Source organism: Micromonospora sp. NPDC005254 (assembly GCF_042872525.1).
GTDB lineage: Bacteria > Actinomycetota > Actinomycetes > Mycobacteriales > Micromonosporaceae > Micromonospora.
Genome location: NZ_JBIAKM010000003.1, coordinates 686,455 through 703,633 on the forward strand (window position 1 = coordinate 686,455; position 17,179 = coordinate 703,633).

14 protein-coding genes are annotated in these 17,179 nt (G+C 67.6%); 6 read left to right on the top strand and 8 right to left on the bottom strand.

Annotated features, from left to right (window positions below; all coding sequences use genetic code 11):
• Positions 1 to 382: 382 nt before the first annotated feature.
• A complete protein-coding gene (locus tag ACFYPR_RS12805; RefSeq protein ID WP_387259902.1) occupies positions 383 to 3,091 on the top strand; it encodes an RICIN domain-containing protein in 2,709 nt (902 codons plus the stop codon).
• A gap of 1,268 nt (positions 3,092 to 4,359) precedes the next feature.
• On the opposite strand, the gene ACFYPR_RS12810 is transcribed toward ACFYPR_RS12805, so the two are convergent.
• Positions 4,360 to 4,857, bottom strand: coding sequence for a hypothetical protein (locus tag ACFYPR_RS12810; protein WP_354858568.1), 498 nt, complete (start codon positions 4,855 to 4,857; stop codon positions 4,360 to 4,362).
• Between the two features lie 951 nt (positions 4,858 to 5,808).
• On the opposite strand from ACFYPR_RS12810, the gene ACFYPR_RS12815 reads away from it, so the two are divergent.
• Complete coding sequence (locus ACFYPR_RS12815) at positions 5,809 to 6,666, top strand: hypothetical protein (protein ID WP_387259905.1); 858 nt, start codon at positions 5,809 to 5,811, stop codon at positions 6,664 to 6,666.
• A 592-nt stretch (positions 6,667 to 7,258) separates the two neighbouring features.
• On the opposite strand, the gene ACFYPR_RS12820 is transcribed toward ACFYPR_RS12815, so the two are convergent.
• The gene (locus ACFYPR_RS12820; protein ID WP_387183165.1) at positions 7,259 to 7,669 is read right to left on the bottom strand and encodes a hypothetical protein; all 411 of its coding nucleotides are present in this window, start codon (positions 7,667 to 7,669) and stop codon (positions 7,259 to 7,261) included.
• Between the two features lie 23 nt (positions 7,670 to 7,692).
• Here ACFYPR_RS12820 and ACFYPR_RS12825 point away from each other — a divergent pair, with 23 nt between their 5' ends.
• From ACFYPR_RS12825 to ACFYPR_RS12835, 3 genes are all read left to right on the top strand, one after another.
• Entirely contained in the window at positions 7,693 to 7,911 is a 219-nt protein-coding gene (locus tag ACFYPR_RS12825; RefSeq protein WP_387183770.1) for an integrase core domain-containing protein, read from the top strand.
• A 180-nt stretch (positions 7,912 to 8,091) separates the two neighbouring features.
• A complete protein-coding gene (locus ACFYPR_RS12830; protein ID WP_354858576.1) occupies positions 8,092 to 8,718 on the top strand; it encodes a maleylpyruvate isomerase N-terminal domain-containing protein in 627 nt (208 codons plus the stop codon).
• 246 nt (positions 8,719 to 8,964) lie between these two features.
• Positions 8,965 to 9,531 (top strand): hypothetical protein, encoded by a 567-nt coding sequence (locus ACFYPR_RS12835; RefSeq protein ID WP_354858579.1) that lies wholly within the window; start codon positions 8,965 to 8,967, stop codon positions 9,529 to 9,531.
• Positions 9,532 to 10,097: 566 nt separating this feature from the next.
• Here ACFYPR_RS12835 and ACFYPR_RS12840 read toward each other — a convergent pair.
• Both ACFYPR_RS12840 and ACFYPR_RS12845 read right to left on the bottom strand, forming a co-directional pair.
• A complete protein-coding gene (locus ACFYPR_RS12840; protein WP_354858607.1) occupies positions 10,098 to 10,595 on the bottom strand; it encodes a YfbM family protein in 498 nt (165 codons plus the stop codon).
• Between the two features lie 794 nt (positions 10,596 to 11,389).
• The gene (locus tag ACFYPR_RS12845; protein ID WP_354858581.1) at positions 11,390 to 11,908 is read right to left on the bottom strand and encodes a hypothetical protein; all 519 of its coding nucleotides are present in this window, start codon (positions 11,906 to 11,908) and stop codon (positions 11,390 to 11,392) included.
• Between the two features lie 171 nt (positions 11,909 to 12,079).
• On the opposite strand from ACFYPR_RS12845, the gene ACFYPR_RS12850 reads away from it, so the two are divergent.
• Positions 12,080 to 12,295 carry a hypothetical protein gene (locus ACFYPR_RS12850; protein ID WP_354858584.1) on the top strand — a complete coding sequence of 72 codons (216 nt, stop codon included), beginning with the start codon at positions 12,080 to 12,082 and terminating at the stop codon, positions 12,293 to 12,295.
• Between the two features lie 559 nt (positions 12,296 to 12,854).
• Here ACFYPR_RS12850 and ACFYPR_RS12855 read toward each other — a convergent pair.
• The 4 genes from ACFYPR_RS12855 to ACFYPR_RS12870 all read right to left on the bottom strand — a co-directional run bounded on the left by ACFYPR_RS12855 (position 12,855) and on the right by ACFYPR_RS12870 (position 17,126).
• Positions 12,855 to 13,436 carry a DUF5317 family protein gene (locus ACFYPR_RS12855; RefSeq protein WP_354858586.1) on the bottom strand — a complete coding sequence of 194 codons (582 nt, stop codon included), beginning with the start codon at positions 13,434 to 13,436 and terminating at the stop codon, positions 12,855 to 12,857.
• Between the two features lie 149 nt (positions 13,437 to 13,585).
• Complete coding sequence (gntF, locus tag ACFYPR_RS12860) at positions 13,586 to 14,998, bottom strand: guanitoxin biosynthesis pre-guanitoxin forming N-methyltransferase GntF (protein WP_387259907.1); 1,413 nt, start codon at positions 14,996 to 14,998, stop codon at positions 13,586 to 13,588.
• A complete protein-coding gene (locus ACFYPR_RS12865; RefSeq protein ID WP_354858590.1) occupies positions 14,995 to 15,501 on the bottom strand; it encodes a pyruvoyl-dependent arginine decarboxylase in 507 nt (168 codons plus the stop codon). Before ACFYPR_RS12865 ends, gntF begins: the two co-directional genes overlap by 4 nt.
• The gene (locus ACFYPR_RS12870) at positions 15,498 to 17,126 is read right to left on the bottom strand and encodes an AMP-binding protein (RefSeq protein ID WP_387259911.1); all 1,629 of its coding nucleotides are present in this window, start codon (positions 17,124 to 17,126) and stop codon (positions 15,498 to 15,500) included. Before ACFYPR_RS12870 ends, ACFYPR_RS12865 begins: the two co-directional genes overlap by 4 nt.
• Positions 17,127 to 17,179: the final 53 nt, after the last annotated feature.

Here is a 17,179-nt window from a genome sequence, read left to right on the forward strand (position 1 = left end):
ACGGCAGTGCTGCTGTCCACGCCTTCGGCGTGTCACGCGGCCGGGCGCCGCAGAGGCGAATCGGTTCGCTACTCGATCGGCGCCGCGTCGGTGGGCCGGCGACACGGAGTGCCTGAGCGCGATGCCCTAGCACTCCGGAAGGGTCGTACTATCGGCGGCCACTCGAAGCTTGCGAGGCGTCAGGAGCAGGAAGTAACCGTCTTGAAACCTTGACTTCACGCTCGATGCACCCATTAATACGTACCTATGTATCTGGCCGCAACCACCCTTCCCGGGTGGTCGGCGACGCCGGCAGCTTTGTCGAATCGATTCGAGTATCGGCCTTGAGGCTGTGCCCTGAACCGGTGTTGCGGAGTTGGCGGATGAGTCACAGGAGGTAACCGTGCATCGTACGAACGTCCGCTGGGGTGGCCGATTGTCGGCGTGGGCCAGAGGGTTGGCCGCGACCGTGGCGCTCGCCCTGCCCCTGACGCTGGGTGGCCTGACCCTGGCGCCCCCCGGGTCGGCCCTGGCCGCGCCGGTCGAGACGCAGAGTGTCGCGGCCGCCGGACTTGACGGTGTGGCGGCCGGTAGCGCCGCGATCACCTCGATCGATCTGAGCGGAACGTGGACCTTCACGCCCGCGGGCCGGGCGGCGACCACGATCACGGTGCCCGGTGGCGGCTGGTACAAGCAGGGCTTCACCGACGTGAACGAGGCGGTGTACTCGCGCAGCATCACCGTGCCGGACTCGGGGCAGCCGCAGTCGACCTGGATCGAGTTCGGCGCCGTCAACCACCAGGCGACACTGTCGGTCGACGGCCGCGTGGTCGCCACCCAGACGACGGCGTTCACCCCGTCGAACTTCGACATCAGCGCATACGCGGCGCCCGGCACCACCCACACGATCACGGTGAACGTGAAGGGCCGCGGCGCGTTGAAGGCATCCAACGGCCGGTACCTGGTGCCCGACGCCGCCACGTGGTCCGAGGCGATACCGCAGGGGATCTTCGGGTCCGCGTTCCTGCGGGTGTACCCGGCGGTGTACGTCAGCGACACATTCGTGCGCACGTCGGTGGCGAACAAAACGCTGACCTACGACGTGACGGTGCGGAACACGTCGGGCAGTTCCCGGTCGGTGACGTTGACCGGGTCGCTGTCGTCCCACAACGGAACGGCTTTCAGCTACCCGGCACTGCCCAGCCGTACGGTCACCGTGGCGGCCCGCTCGACCGTGATCGTGACCGTCGGGCCGGTCGCGTGGAACCTCGACAGCACCTCGTACTGGTGGCCCAATGTGCCGTACCGGTCGGGGTACCGGGCGCAGTTGCACGGGCTGACGGTGCATGCCGTCACCGATGACGGGCACACCAGCGACGCCACGTCCCGGTTCGGGTTCCGGGAGGCCACCCAGAACGGTGACTACTACTACCTCAACGGCGTGCGCGTGAACTTCCGCGGCGACAACCTCCAGGGTGGCGACTATGACCGGATCAACAACGGCGGCAAGGGCGACGCGTACCACACCCTGCCCGGCTTCCTGCCCCCGTCGTCCGGCAACGGCGGCTGGCCGCAGGCGGTGGACAACTACCAGCGGCTGAACTACAACGTGGTGCGCATCCACCAGGAGCCCGGGAGCCCGTACATGTTGGATGTCGCCGACGAGATGGGCCTGATGATCATCGACGAGGTCGCGATTCGCGGCTCCCAATCCTCGCAGGAGTGGCAGAACTCCGTCGGGCGCGACAACATGGTCAACCACGCCCGTGCGCTGGTCCTGCGCGACCGCAACCACCCCGCGATCATCCGCTGGAGTCAGAACAACGAGCCGAACCAGAGCGGCCAGGATTCCGAACAGTTCGAGAAGGACCTGTACGCGGCGATGAACGGCGCCGACGGCACCCGGCCGATCATTGTCGAGGTGGGCGTCGGCGGGAATGTCAGCCTGTATCCCGGGATGACGTACGCCAACTTCGCGGTGATCCCGCACTACGTCGACGGCTTCGGCAGGTACGGGGAGGGCCTGATCACCGTGAATGGGCGGCCCGACGGCGAGGGCGAGTTCATCTGGCCGGCATGCAACAACAAGCAGGGCTTCGAGTGGTTCGCCACGGCAACCCTGGCCAAGCGCGGCAAGGGCGCCACCGACCTGCGCCCCTACACGCTGCTGTCCGCCTGGGCCAGCGTCGTGCCCGGAGTGCGGTCCACCGACTTCACCCCGGAGGAGGGTGGCCACCCCATCTACGGCGCGGACAACCTGCCCGACCCGTGGAGCAACCCGCAGATCCAGCGCGTGCAGGCGGCGTTCAACCCGGTGGCCGCGGTCGACCTCCCCTACTGGTCCGCCTCCGGCAATTCGGACTCGAACGGCACCTTCCCGCTGCCGCAGGCGGTACCCAGCTACGCCCGAAACGCCACGGTGACCCGCAACATCACCGTCTTCAACGACGACTTCACCAACACCTCGGTGGGCTTCACCTGGACCGCCCGGCTCGACAGCCCGACCGGCACCCTCGTCGCGTCCGGCAGCACCACCCTGACCATCCCACTCGGCTCACGGGTCACCCAACCGGTGTCCTTCACCGCCCCCGCCACCGGAAGCCGGGTGTACCTGCAGCTGTCGACCGCGAAGTCCGGCAGCACCGTCTTCACCGACGCGGTCGAGTACCTCAACCTCAGTGGAAGCGGCGGAACCGGGCCCGCAGCAGGCACCTACCGCATCGTCAACCGCAACAGCGGCAAGCCCCTCGCCATCGCCGGCAACTCCACCGCCGACGGCGCCAAGGCGGTCCAGCAGAGCGGCACCCCCACGTGGACGATCAGCACCACGCAGGACGCCTACACCCTGCGCTACACCGCCTCCGGAAAGGTGCTGGACGTCAACGGCGGCAGCACCACGGCGGGCCTGCAACTGCAGCAGTGGTCAGCCAATGGCGGCACCAACCAGATGTGGTACCTGCGGCCCACCGGTGACGGCTACTACACCATCGTCAGCCGCAGCAGCGGACTGGCAGCCGACGTCTCCGCCGCCTCGACCAGCGACGGGGCGCAGGTCGTGCAGTGGACCGCCAACGGCGGGACCAACCAGCAGTGGCAGTTCGTAGCCTCCTGACCAGTGGCAGAGGTGAGTGTCAAGTTCGGCCGCCGGTAACGGGCTGCCGATTGTCGCGCCGACTCGGGGGCACGGTTTGTGCCTCCGAGTCGGGCGCGATCCCATCATGGTGGGACACGAGCTACCGATCCGGACAGACGCGGGCCAGGTCCGCTCGCTACCCGTACGTGAGCCAGGCCCGGGCGTCGCGGCTGAGTGCACGGACGGTCGAACGCGCGTACTGGCAGTTGGAGTCCGCTGGCTACTCCCGAACCATCTTGCGGACGCAGCTGAGCCACCGAGATCAGCGATGACTACATGCTCTACATCTGGCGCGCTCAAGAGGGACGGCCTCTCGGCGTACTTGACACACCTCGTGGGGTAGTGCGCAGCATGTCGTGGCAAGACGCCCTCATCATCGCCTACGACGACGGCACGATCATGAGCTGGGACGTACGCAATAACCCCGCGCAGGTTCCGGCTGAAGGCAGTGAGCCACATGCCCTCAACAGCGAACGATATGGCTTGCCGCCAAAGCCAGTCGACTAAAAGTTCACCAGCGTGCAAAACGGCTCTCGTGGTGGCCCGCCGATGTCAGACAGAGAGGTCGTAGCGGACTGAATCCAACTTGATGGCTGCACACTTACACATGGTTATGGCGGTCAGTCTTGAGTCAGCCCTGGCCGTACCGTAACCTATGAACATGTGCACCCCAGGTTGGTACACATATGATGCGTACAAGAGTTCGAATCCCCCCTCGGACACGAACCATAACCCCACGGTGCGCGCTGAGATCCACTGCAGCGCGCACCGTTTGCGTTTCGGTCTCGTAGGTGAGTCGGAGTCCGAGTTGCCGGTGGACCTCGGCTTTGTCGTCGGGGTCGGCTTCGCGCAGCACGGTGGCGATGTCGCCGAGCGCGGTCACCAGGGCCGAAATCTCTGCTCGGCTCATCCGGCGCGGGGTGGTGCCCGCGATGGCGCGTTCGGTCTGGGTCTGCGCGATCCGGGCGGTGACAACCGCCGGGTCGGCGCACTGCGTGCCTCGGGCGGCGTGGTGTGGGAGAACCGACGGTATGGTTCCCTGTACGTCATCGACGCACCCGGGCTACGTCAACAGCTCCGCCGACAAATCCCCGTGGTGCACGTTGGCCAGGTTGACGCGGTTGATGCTGTCCGCCTGGCCTTCCCCGACGTTCGGTGGACCGTGGTTGCTCTTACCTGTCCCCGAGACGTGGCGGAACGAACGAGTCGTCAAGGTGAGCTTGACGCCGTAGGGCGTGGCGGTTCGGTCACCGGGGCGGCTCGACGTCAACCAACTCGGCGTCCAGCAGATCGGCTGCATCCTCGACGATGGCCACGAATTCCTCCGGTGGGATCCTGGCGACGAAGACCTTGCCCAGGTCATCCGGAAAGGGATGGTCTGGCCGCCAGAACGCGAAGCCGATCACTAGGTCGTCGTCAAGGTAGGCGTACATGGAGACGTTGTCGACGGTCTCGCCCCACTGCATGAACCAGAACTGCTCCCGAAACTCCGTGTCGTCTGCGTGGAGCAGCCGGAAGATCTCCTCCGGCGTGCGGCCCGGGAAGGGACAGGGCTTGACGTCGCGTCGGCGCACCTGCGCCGCGCTCGACCGCATAACGCGGATGAAGAACGGGAGGAAGGCGTAGTTGTCCTCGGTGGGCAGTCTCTTGCCAGCCGCCCAGAGGTCGACGACGCGGATTTGGTGCGGCTCGACCTCGCCGATCTCCACCGCGAACGTGGCCCGGTCACCGAAGCGTCGTGTCATCAGCCCACGGGCGCAGTCATAAGGAAGGCCGTGCCTGACGGGGTAGCTTGCCATCCCTCGGCCAACGCCTTGCGGACAATCGCAGCGACCGCCGACGGGAGAACGGGCACGGCCGACCCGCCAATCCAGTTACTTGGATGGTCCTGAGGCATGCTGACCAGCAACACCCTGGCCTTGCAATCGACCTGTTCTACAGCGACAGCGAGCGGTCGCTCACACAGCCCTTGGACATAGGTTGGTTTGCCGCGCACTCGCCACCTGTAGGTGACCCCGTCAACAGTTATGAGTCGAGAGCCCTTCTTGACCAACGACATGACAACCCTCCTCGACGCCAGATGGCCGTGCCCGTAGCATGCCCGATGCGGCGGTCAGTATGGGGTAGCGCGGGACGCGACCAGCGAGGCAGACACGCTGCGTGCCGCCTGCCCCAGAATGTCTCTATGCGTCGTTTAGATCAACGCGGTTTCCAAGCTGAGCGTGGGCCGCGGCCCTAGTCACCTTGCTTGGGCTGGAAGTAGCGCTGATTGATCCGTGCAGCGCCGCCGGGCTTCCCAACCAGAATCTGACGCCCCTGCGTGAGGGTAGCCGTAGACCTGCTGAGAGGCTGCCGGGCATAGCAGGTGCCGCAGAACGCACGGATATGCGAATCGGGCTTGCCGCACGGTACCTCCGGGCACCAGGTCAATTACCGCTGGTCCAGCCCGCTCATGCCGATGAGGGTGTCGGCGCGAACTTCGCTGCCGGTTCGAGTTGCGCTGTGGACTCATGCTGATGCGGTTCTGTAGGTCGAAGCCCGAGTACCGATCTTTGCCAGGGAGCCGGCGCCATTGGCGAGGGGGGTCGTGCGGCTGCCCGGGAGACCAGGCTGTGGAGCCGCTGTGAGCAGGCTTATCGCTGAGTCCGGTCCGGGCTGTCGGCCGTTCTGGCACACGTGGGTCCTACTATCGTGGAATGTCCGTGCCTGCTCGTCCGCCGTTGCCGCCCGACGTCGACCCCAATTTGTGGTTCGACACCGAGCGATGCGGACGGCACTACCTCCTCGACGGCAACCCGCACACGTTCGCCGGACGCATGTTCGCCTATTGCGCAGAGCGCGGCATCCGTACCCAGGTGTCGAAGGGGGAAATCGGCGACTGCTCCGAGCAGACCCGGTACTTCGTACGGGGGTTCCTGTCTGGCAATGAGCTGCCCCCGCCGGTGTCCGGCGACGGCACCGAACCGGCCCATCTCGCCTGGCGCGAGGCGGCCGCTCATTTCCGCAACACCGGATACTGGCTCGACGTCGACGCCGCCGGTGACATCGATGCCGCCCCGCCGGAGGACACCGAAGCGAATACCGATGGCGGCGTTGTGACCGAGGCCGAGGCGGAAGAACTCCCCACCGAACTGCAGGCCTTGATAAGAGAACAAGCAACGGCACGCGTGGCGCTTGTGGTCGACGTGTCGACCAGCGACGCGGACCGTGCCGTTGAGGTGGCCACAACACTCGCCCAACGGGTCGGCAGGCGGACCTGTGACGGCCCCGGCCCTGTCGAGGTCAGTCCGCCGGTGTCGTTCACCCGGGTGTATGCGCTGGTCGGCGTCACCGGACACCGCCCATGGGTGGCGATGCAGACAGCGATGACAGCGCTGGGCCGCAGCGGCTGGGCTCCCTCGGCCGCAGTCGAGAGCGAGCAGTACGTGACGGCGGAGTTCAGGGCGTACCGCGAGCTCAACCGAGGTCTCGACGCGCTAGGAGTGAGCGCGGTGGAGATTCACGCCGGCTATGGACTGGGCCACGACCCGTCCCGTACGCCGGGCAGTCGGTAGCAGGGCGAGTGACGACGGCAGCCAGCCCGGCTACCGCCCCGCCCTCGATCGGGCAAGGTCACCGTGCTTCGGATCGGTGCCGCGCTCACTCTTCTGCCGCGGACAAGGCGCGTCGATCGTGAGCGTGCTCCCCGATCGACCGATGCGGCTGCGGGAGCCAGCGCTGGCGCCAACCACAGCACTGGGCCCGAGCTCACAATCGGTCGGCGGCCCGGTGCCGCCCTGGTTTGGGGGTGCAGGTTGGGAGCACCTCTCGCTGCCTCAAACACGCATAGCGCGGCGCAGCATGTCGGGCCGTCGAGTTTCGTCGCCGCACGGCCGACTGTCATCAACGAGGAGCGATCCGAGTGGCATCCCTGGGGGCGCCGGCGTGCCGCTATCTGGGACGGCTATCCCACAGGCAACACCCTGACCAGGCACCTCTGGTTGGTGACCTCTTTGGCGTGCACGAAGGTGTCAGCGCCCCCGCGCGGAGTGCTCGCCGTTGCTGTCGCCTCCGTGGCTGCCGGTTCCACCGTGAGCACTCGACGTGCAGTGCGGTGTAGGTCCGGCGTTGGTCGAGGAGGCCCCGAGATTCGGGCTTGTCGGGCCGTCAGGCATGTGCCGAGGCGCGCCAGAGGCGAAGTGCTCGGTCGCGAAGCGGCTGGGAGAGTTCGCGCGAGTCCTTCATGTCGGCCAGTACGTCGCGCAGATCCCGGGTAGGCCAGCCGGCGTCCAGCCAATCGAGTGCCAGTGCCGGCCAGTAGCTTCCCCATGCGGTGAGCGCGAACCGCACGAGGGCGGGAAGCGGTGTGTCGGCTATAGGCACGTCAGACAGCTCCGCACTGACGTCGTTCGGGGTGCGCTCCAGCAATGGCAACAGCCACACGAGCCGGTCCCCGGCCGGGTAGACCAACCCGTCGGCGGCGCCATGGATTAGCCAAGTGCCGACACCATCCCGCACCAGGAGCAGGCCGTTGTTGATCCTTAGCCTCGGATGGAGACGATCGTCGGCAGGGCCCATGCCGAACAGCCTGTCATGCCCTGATAAGGCGCGGCGTCGACCCGTCGGTAGGCTCGGTCGGCGACGCCTATGACAACGCCCTGGCCGAGTCGACGATCGGCATGCTCAAGACCGCGCTGATCAAACCACGTCGGCCGTGGCGGACCTGCGACCACGTCGAGATCGCCACCCTGGAGTACGTCGACTGGTACGACCACCACCGCCCCCACAGCGGAGCCGTGGACCTACCACCAACGCCCTGACCAGGTACTTCAAGCTGGTGACCTCTTCGGCGGATGCGAAGAAGTCAGCCGTGATTCTCCCGGTCGTCGGTCGGGCGACGTCCGCTCATGCCGATGCGCCGGCGCTCCAGCCCACGAACTGCCCCTCGCGGGCAGGAGCACCCATGACAACAGGCGCCCGCGGGGCATAGCGTGCACCCGATGATCCGACCTGCCTTCCTCGACGCCGCTGAGACCGCAGCAGCTCTGTTGCGCGAACCGATACTGGCCGAACGGTGGTCCACGCCCAGCGCGTTGGCCGACTTCTCGACGGGCGGCCTGGCTCGTCATCTTGCCTACCAGGTAACGCACACGGTGGCCTTCCTTAGCGCCGCGCCCGGACAGTCGGCGATCTCGGTGCTGGAGCATTTCACTGGCAACACCTGGGTGACGTCAGGCGTAGACAGCGCTGACAACATCGGCATCCGGCGCCGCAGCGAGCAGGCAGCCGCGTCGACGACCGCCGCGGACCTGGCGGACACCGTCGATGCCGCGTTGACCCAGCTGCGGGCCGTAGTGCCAGCACAACCTGTCGACCGCATCGTGGACCTCGGCGACTGGGGTCTGAGGGTCGATGACTTCCTATTGACCCGAGTCATGGAGCTGGTCGTGCACGTCGACGACCTCGCTGTCAGCCTCAGCCTGCCGACGCCGTCGGTGCCGACGGCAGCGGCCGAAGCGACGATCCAGCTGCTGAGTAGCCTCGCCGCCTGGCGACACGGTTCCCTGGACGTGATACGCGCACTGGCTCGGCAAGAACGAGCTCCCAGCTCAATCGCCGCCCTCTGAATGCCGGAGACCCTCTTGCATCGCCGAGGTAGCGGGCCCTCATCTGCCGCCGACCGTGCGCGCTGCTGCGGAGCGTCCGTCACCCCCGGTAGCTGTCGGAGGTCGTGCCGATTTGCAGCATGTGGCGGCGGCATCGGGTGACCGGGGCCGTGGCGGCCGACGATCTGTCCGAGGTCGCGGCAGCGGTGGCCCTGCATGGCCCCTTTGCGGATGCGTACGCTCGGCTTGAAATGACACACTCCAGAAGTGGAAAGCCTTCAGTGCGCGTCGTGCGGGAACGAGTTGAGCGTTCCGCTGCGGCTGGTCGAGCTGCCCGCCGGACCGCACTGGTCGCTGCTGGACCACCACCATGTGAACCCTCCGCGGCTCCAACCCGGCACCTATGCGATCGACGCGGCCGTCTACGGCCGTGATCAGGTCGTCAACACGTTCGTGCTCTCGCCCGGCGACGTCCGTGGCACACGATTCGTCCACGACCTCGTTCAGGTCGGCTGCTGGTCTCTCGTGGGATGGAACCCTTGCGTAGCCTGCGAGAAGTGCGGCGCCTTGGTCGCTTCTCGGACCGACGACTGCGATGTGGCCCAGGAGACGCGCTTTTATCCATTTATGGTCGTCCTGACGACCTGCGACGATAAGGCGGGCATCATCCCGGACCCGTTCGCGTTGATCGCTGACTGGGACAACGAAGCGCCCGACACCAGACGATACGGCTGGGTGCCCAAACCCGTCCGGCAGCGGCCGGAGCTTACGGCCACTCGCTGGAGCGGCCGAGATGTGAAATCGGATCTCTACCGGGACGACCCACCTGCCTGACCAGACGGCCGGGATCGGTCCACCAAGCGGCATACGGGATCTGCCGGCACCTCGACAGGGGCTATCGGACTCATCGCCGAGTCGCCACCTGCGCACTCATCTGCCGCGCTGGTCCGGGGACCGGTGTCGGGAATCGGCAACAGTGGCACACTTCGCTCGTGAACACGACGGTTCGCTAGGAGTGGAACACGCGCCTGCGGTCAGCAGCGCGACCATCACCGCGGCCAGCGCGCGACGTCGCGCGTGCACGTTCGTGCCGCTCACTGGGGACCTCCGGCGGTAGACAGCAGGCCCCGTCCTCGACTCGGATCAAGCGGACCGGTGGAACGCGGAGTCGGTGTGCCGTCCACGGCGACACCGCCACTCACATCGAACGTGAAGCCTCGAAGGCACGCCGGGAGCCGGGGAGGCTGCTCGATGACCCCAACCTGCGTGGGCGAGGACGGCTGCGCGAGTTGCCTTGACGAAAGTTTCGCCGACCGAACGTTCGACGGCTATCGGACGGTGTTGGCCGCCGGTGCCGGCAGGAAGGGAGGGCCTGCCGGTCGTGTGTGCGAGTGGCAATGTCAAACAATGGCAAGTAGTACCGCCTGGTTCTGGGCGGCGGCCGAGCGGTAGAAGCGGCAGAGGTCGGCGAAGGCCGGCGCGAGGAATTTGTCGAAGTCGTCGGCGCCGCGATCCCACCCACCCGGGTAGATGGTTGCGGCCGCTAGGGCGTCCGGGTCGAAGCGGGAGCGCAACGCGTCGACGTCCAGCATGTCGAGCGCGGCGGCGACGACGCGGACCGTCTCCACGTCGAGGAGGCGTGGCGGTCCGTAACCGCCCTCCTCGCCGATGTCGTCGCCGCCGAGGACGGCCGCAGCGGCTGGATCGTCCACCTCTCCGGCTGTGCCGGCCAGCAGGTAGTGCAGGGCATGCCATGACTTGTGCAGATCCAGCTCGGGATCGGGCATCTCTGCGTCTTCATCGTCGAGGTCGCCGAAGAGCAGCAAACTTACGGTCGCCGGATCGTCCAACACGGCCCGCAGTTCCTCGGCCGACAGCCGACGCCCGATCAGCTCCATGCCCACGAACAAGTCCTCCCGACAAACCTGCTCGCTTCCTGTTGCGGAAGCGCCTTGCTGGTGGCGCGGCACGATACCGGCGCCTGGTTCGGCGGTGAAAACCAACCTGGGCAACACATGCTCTACCCGTACGGCCAGAGCGTCTCGGTTCCGCAGGCAGGCGTGACACGGGCGTGCTGTAGCCGTCGTGGTGGGCCACCCACACAGTCCCGTCGGCGTCAGCGCGTGGCGGGAACGGATGGCTTGCGTACGTGCGCTGCCAGAGCCTGCCTCCGGCCAGGTCGACCGCGGTGAGGACGGTGGTGTACAGGTTGCGTGTGCTCGGGCTGCGGCCCGCATAGCTGGTGAGGTAGATCGGCCCGTCCGGGTCAGCGGCCGCTAGGCCCCGGACCTGCCCAGGCACGTCGATGATCTCGGGGTCCTTCACCTTGCCACCTCCTCAGCCGTGCGATGGCTGGCGCCGGCTTTCATGCTTGCTCGCCGGCCCCAGCCGGGGCGGTCAATTCGCATCGACGTGCAACAGCGGCATTGTTGCGCCAGCGTCGGTGCTGATCCGGCCGACTGAGACTTGAATCCCACCGGCAAACCTGTGGGCAGGTCTTCCTCGACGGTGACCTCTTCGGCGAGCCCGAATGGGCTGGGCGTGAAGACCGGTGGGGACGACGTCCGTTGTACCGCGTGGGACATATTCAACCGGCCGGGGCGTGCCCATCAGTACAAAGGCGTCGGTGGGGCGGGCTCCGCTGACGACTTGAGACATAACGCAGTGCCGCGGGTTCCGGCTGGCCCATAGTCTATGCGCAGTAGTCGCAGCGGCTCGACGCGGGCAACTCGGTGTAGCAGCTCGGGCAGCGCGGTCGGGGCACAGGCTCCTTCGCAGCCTTGCGAGCTGCCCGACGCTCGGCCACTTCTTTAGTCAGCTCAGGTCGGCCACCATCAGCAGGCAGGCCGACAGCGTCGTAAGTCCGGTAACACAGAAGGCGATGCTCGGCGGCGTAGGCCTCGATATCTTCGCCGGGGACACCCAGGACCGATTTTGGTGCCCTGGCGTAGCCATCCCCGATCGTGCCGTCCTGACGTACGCACAGCGACGTAAGCGGCGGCCCACCCGCAGCCTTCGCCAAGATGGCGACCTCCTCGAGGAGTTTCCCGATCCAGTTGGTCAACAGCATGCGCGTACGGATGCCTGACCGCTCCTGCACGTGCTCGCCGAGATCCTTGTATTTGATGACGGCGTTGTACCGGCGTGCCGTCGTGACCAACTCCTCATGGGCGAGCGGTACCCACGCTGCGAGCGCATCCACGAACGCCACGGGCGAATTGTCCGCCACGCGATAAGTGCCTGGCCCCGTCGTCACGCTTTGACCCTACGGCTCGCCGCAGTCAAAGTCGAAGATCGCCGCGAGGGAGCCCGGTCGCAAGCATGAGGTCGACCGAGGTCGAACCTTGCGTGACGCGCGCGGTGCGTGCGACGAGACGGCTCGGTGTTTCAGCTGGGGTGGCTGCTGGCGAACGGCGTCGGCCCGCTCGAGACGGTCGACGGCATCGAGCGCGTGCCCGAGCCCATCGCAGCGTTGACGACAATCGCACAGCGGCACACCGGCTCCGCCCGACGGCCGACCGCAGAGGTGATCGCCGCCGCGCAAGCCCAGTTCCCCGCCTTTGAGGCACTGCTCAACGCGCACGCACCGGCGGAGTAGCCCTGGAGTTTGACCTGTCAATGATGGAAGCCGGATCCTCATGATCGGCAAGACAGGCCCTAGACGGCAGCTACAGGAGTTGGTGGCAGCGAGTGGGGCGCGTTCAGGATTGCTGACCCTGGTTGCGCAACGGCCGGGCTTGGTCGACACCGCACCAGGCCCGGCCGCTGCGTCACGCGGCTAGGAAATGTTCCAGCGCCGGTTCCAGTTCACGCTGCAGGTCCATACCTGCGGTGGTGCGCCGATGTCGTAGCTGACATCCTTGACGCCGAGGCACTTCTTGCCCGTCATGGTGACGAGTTGCAGCCAGGGGTCACCCGGCGTCGCCGGAGCCGCGATCCATTCCTGCGGATTCGTACGCTTCAGCCTCCGTGCTCATGTGGTGCACCGACCGTGTAGAGAAGTGTGGCGAGCGACAGGAGCGCCACAATGATGCGGATTCTCATGCCGGCCCCTCAGCTTCCTTCTGTCATTGGTGCGCCGATGGTGTAGAGCAGCAGGGCCAGCGACGCTAACGTGAGCATCGCGTAGGCGGCCTGGCGCCAGACGGTGGACATGGTCATGTTTCACCTCCCGTGATGTGCTGGGGTCCCGGATCGGGTTGGTCGTGGCGGCGACGCATCGCGAGCGCCGTCAGCGCGACGGTCCCGGCGCCAATGAGCACGTCGCCGGGACTGACGAGCTTCTTCAACGGCGTGACCGGGATCGTGTCACCGAGGAGCGCGAACCGGGTCGCATCGTCCGCGGGTTCGTTCTTGGGCGTGGTGAGATCCGGCCGTAGGCCGACCGCCTCAGCCCCGCTCGGCTGGTATGGCATGCGTCCGTTGAGTGCGACCGTCACTCCATTGGCGAGCGCACCTACCGTGATGGCGACGCCAGCGACGCGGATCGCGAGCGGCCATCTGGGAAGGTTCATGGCCAGCCACCACAGGACCAGGCCGAATACGACGACCAGCGTGCCGGGATGCCGCAGGGCAGCCACGTGGTACTGCGCCGCCTGGACGACGGCGGCCAGCCACAGGAGCCACACGGCCGAGAGTCGGATGCTCCGCAAGCCGGCGATTCGACCCCCGCTGGCGTAGCCGACAAGGACACCCACCGTCGGCGGTGCGATGAGCAAGATCAGACTGTGGATCGACATGGCGCCACCGTGTGGGCCTCGACGGCCCTGAGTCCGGTCATTTGCGGTCCCTATCGTGGAGTTCCCCTCAATAGACCAAGTCCAGTGTGGATTGCCGGATCTGATCGCGGCATGGTTCTTCCGTCCATCGGTTCACTGATGATCGGGCTTCACGCGTAAGGGTTGAGGTTGCGTCCGCTGGAGTGGGGTGTACGACTTGCCCGTGATGGGCCGACCATGTGACGCGGAGCGGTGAGGCGGAAGTGGGGTGGCCGGGGACGCTTGCGGGCAGAGCACAGGACGATTGCCGAATAGCCGTGTGAGCTCTCCCGGGCGACCTGCCGTACCTCAATTGATCCGTCCAGCGGCCCGAATTCGGGTCGCAGCACCGCCCGGAGGTCGTGTTCGTCGACATCCGCACTGGGAAAAGTCTTCTCCCCGACGGTGTAACCGCGGCAGCGGCGCAGGGCCGCGGTGACGAAGAGACCCCCGGGCCGGACCAGGCCAGTGATGTGGCGCATGAAGAACTGCCAGGTCGCCCGGTCGGCGGTGGCGGAGTCCGCGCAGTAGGCGCTGACCACCGTCGCGTATCGGCGGTCCATCGGGCGGGGCTGCCGGGCGTCCACCCGGATCAGCGCGGTGATCTTCTCCCGGGCGAGATCCTCACGGATCGCCACGTCCTCGTCGGTCGGGCAGCTGACCCCCTCACACCGCAGGGTGTAGCGGACGAACGGGCGCCAGTCGTGAGCATCGTGCTCGCGGTCGATCCACCGCTGGATCTCGTTGAGATTCGCCGGCAGGTAGTCGCCCAGGTGGATCTCCGAGGCCACCTCGGCGGCCGCGAAAACGTGATGCAGGGTGGGCCCCACCCCGAAGAACAACACGGGCTGACCACGTTCCGCGCGTCGCATCGCCTCGACGAGGAACGCGATGGTGGCGATCTCGTCCGGTTCGACGGTGCGGTAGTAGCCGGCGAGGTACTCCGCCGGTATCCAGTCCGTGTCGAATGACGCGTACCGGCGGCGCCGCCGGGTCAGGAAGGCTCGGGTGAGGCGGGCGAGGCCGTACTCGTACAGGGCGGCGCCCAGGTTGGCGCCGCCGAGGAACACGAGTGCCTCGTTCGAGGTGATCGAGTCGCTGAAGGCGGCGATCCCGAAGGCGCCCGCGTAGTAGGGCACCTCCTTGGCGACCTCGGTACCGGCGTACCCGAGGGCCGCCGCCAGGCGCGGTGCGCGGACACCGCTCGCCCTGCGCCGGAGCACGTCGTACAACGCCTTGGACAACACGTTGGTGCTGGTGCCCGTCGTCGCCAGGAGCGTCCAGTTCGCCCGCACACCGGTCCGCAGGCCGAACCCCCAGACCGCGTAGGTGGCGACCAGAAACGCCACCGTCCCGCGGTGGTCGAGGCTGCTGAGCAGGCCGGACGCGACCAGGCACGCGCCGGCCGCCACCACGCTCGCCTCCAGCGCGTAGGCCGATGCCGTGGTGGCGACGAGGCTGAAGACCCAGTTCCAGAGCTTGCGGTGCGTCGTCGGGGCACGGTCCGCCCGCCGGCCCACCGGAGCCGCACCGATGTCGTTCATACCGGTGCCGCCGCTCTGGCCGGTCGTCGGCCCGGCTCCCAGGCCATCGACTGGAACACCGCGACCACCAAGGCGCAGACCGGTCGCCCGGTGCAGCGGGCGCCGGCGACCGCGATGCCACGCGACGGGAAGCTCGTGCCGCGGTTGCGGCACAGCGCGTCCAGGGACGTGGTCACCAGCCCCCGCAGGCTCACCTCGTCGTCGGCGTCGTGTTCTACCAGCAGTCCGCGCCCGCAGTCGTCCTGCACCCAGCCGAGACCAGCCCAGGCCTGTGCGTCCGGCACCGCCGTCCGCGCCCGTGCCACCACGCAGTACAGCCGGTCGCCCCAGCTACCCGGTGTACGGCCGATCCGGTCGACCTGCTCGACGGAGCTGGCGGGCGGCAACACCGAGCTGAGGTAGATCAGGTTCCGGTCGGCGACACCGGCCGCCACCAGCGCGGCGTCGAAGGCGGCCAGCTCGGTCGGGCCACGGCCGACGGCTCCGGCCACCAGGATGTTCATCGCTGTCCGCCGTCCGCGCGGACTGCGGGCGGGGAGTCTTGCACTGTCCGCGCCCGTTCCGATCCGGTGCGCTCGGCCTCGACCAGCACCCGGCGGGAAAGCTTGCCCGACGGCGCCCTCGGCACTGACGAGGTGAACCGGACGGCGCGGAGCCGCTTATAGGGAGCGACCCGCTCGGCCACGTAGGCCAGCAGTTCCGCAGCTGTCGCCGGTCCCCGCAGCACCACGTACGCGACCGGCACTTCGCCGGCGTCCGGGTCGGGCCGGGGTACCACGGCCACGTCCGCGACCGCCGGGTGGGTGAGCAGCAGGTGTTCCAACTCGGCCGGCGCCACCTGGTACCCCTCGTACTTGATCAATTCTTTCAACCGGTCGACCACGTACAGGTAACCGTCCTCGTCGAAGTAGCACAGGTCCCCGGTGCGCAGCCAGCCGTCGGCGTCGATGGTGGCGGCCGTGGCCTCCGGACGGTCGCGGTAGCCCCGCATGACCTGCGGGCCGCGGATCCATAGCTCGCCGGCGCGCCCGGCACCAAGGTAGGCACCGCCGTTCGGATCGACGACGCGCGCCTCGGTGTTCGGCACCAGTCGACCGACCGACCCGCGCCGCGGCTGGTCGAGTGGCCCTACGGCGACCATGGCGGTGGCTTCCGTCATGCCGAGGCCCTGGCTGACCACACACCCGAGCCGCTCGGCGCATCGCTGCTCCACATCGGCACCGAGGGGAGCCGCACCCACGCCCAGACTCCGCAACGAGGACAGGTCGTGGTCGTCCACCAGTGGATGATCGGCCAGCGCGGTCGCCATCGGCGGCGACACGATACTGACCGTCACCCGGTACTCCTCCATCGTCCGAAGGAAGGCTTCGAGGTCGAAGCGCGCCAGGGTGACGACGGTCGCGCCGGCCGCCAGACTGCACGGCAGCACGACGTTGAACCCCATGACGTGGAAGAACGGCGCCGCGGCGAGCACCACGTCGTCCTCGCGGAAACCCATCACCGCCTGGCTCTGGCGAACGTTCGTCACCACGCTCGAGTGGGTCAGCTCCACTCCCTTGGGCAGGCCGGTGGTGCCGCTGGAGTACGGCAGGGCGGCGAGTCCGCGATCGGGGTCGTCCGCGAGCGTCGCCGGCGGGTGGTGGTGGGCGATCAGTTCACGGAACGACGTTGCGCCGACCGCGTCCCCGAAGACCAGCACCTCCTCGACGCCCGCCCGCTCGGCGGCGGCCACCGCGCGGTCCAGGAACGGCGGCACGGTGACCAGCATCCGCGCCCCGGCGTCGGCGAGCTGACCGGCCAGCTCCTCGACGGTGAGCATCGGGTTGGCGCCGGTGATGATCCCGCCGGCTGCCATCGTCCCGTAGGCGGCCAGGGCGAACTCCGGCGAATTGGGGCTGTAGAGGGCCAGCACGTCACCCGGGGCGAAGCCTCGGGCGACCAGGCCGGCCGCGACCCGCTCCACACCGGTGGCGAGTTGCCGGTAGCTGATCGTGCGGCCGGTTGCGCCGTCGATCAGGGCCGGCTTGTCGCCGAGGCGGGCGGCATGCCGCAGTACCAGCGATGGCACGGTGGTCCCGCCGACCTGGACGTCCGGCAGATCGCTGCGGGACGGATGAACAACGGCCATGGCTACTCCTTCACCGTTGACGCCGGCACCAACCTGGGCAGGTTGCCGCTGGT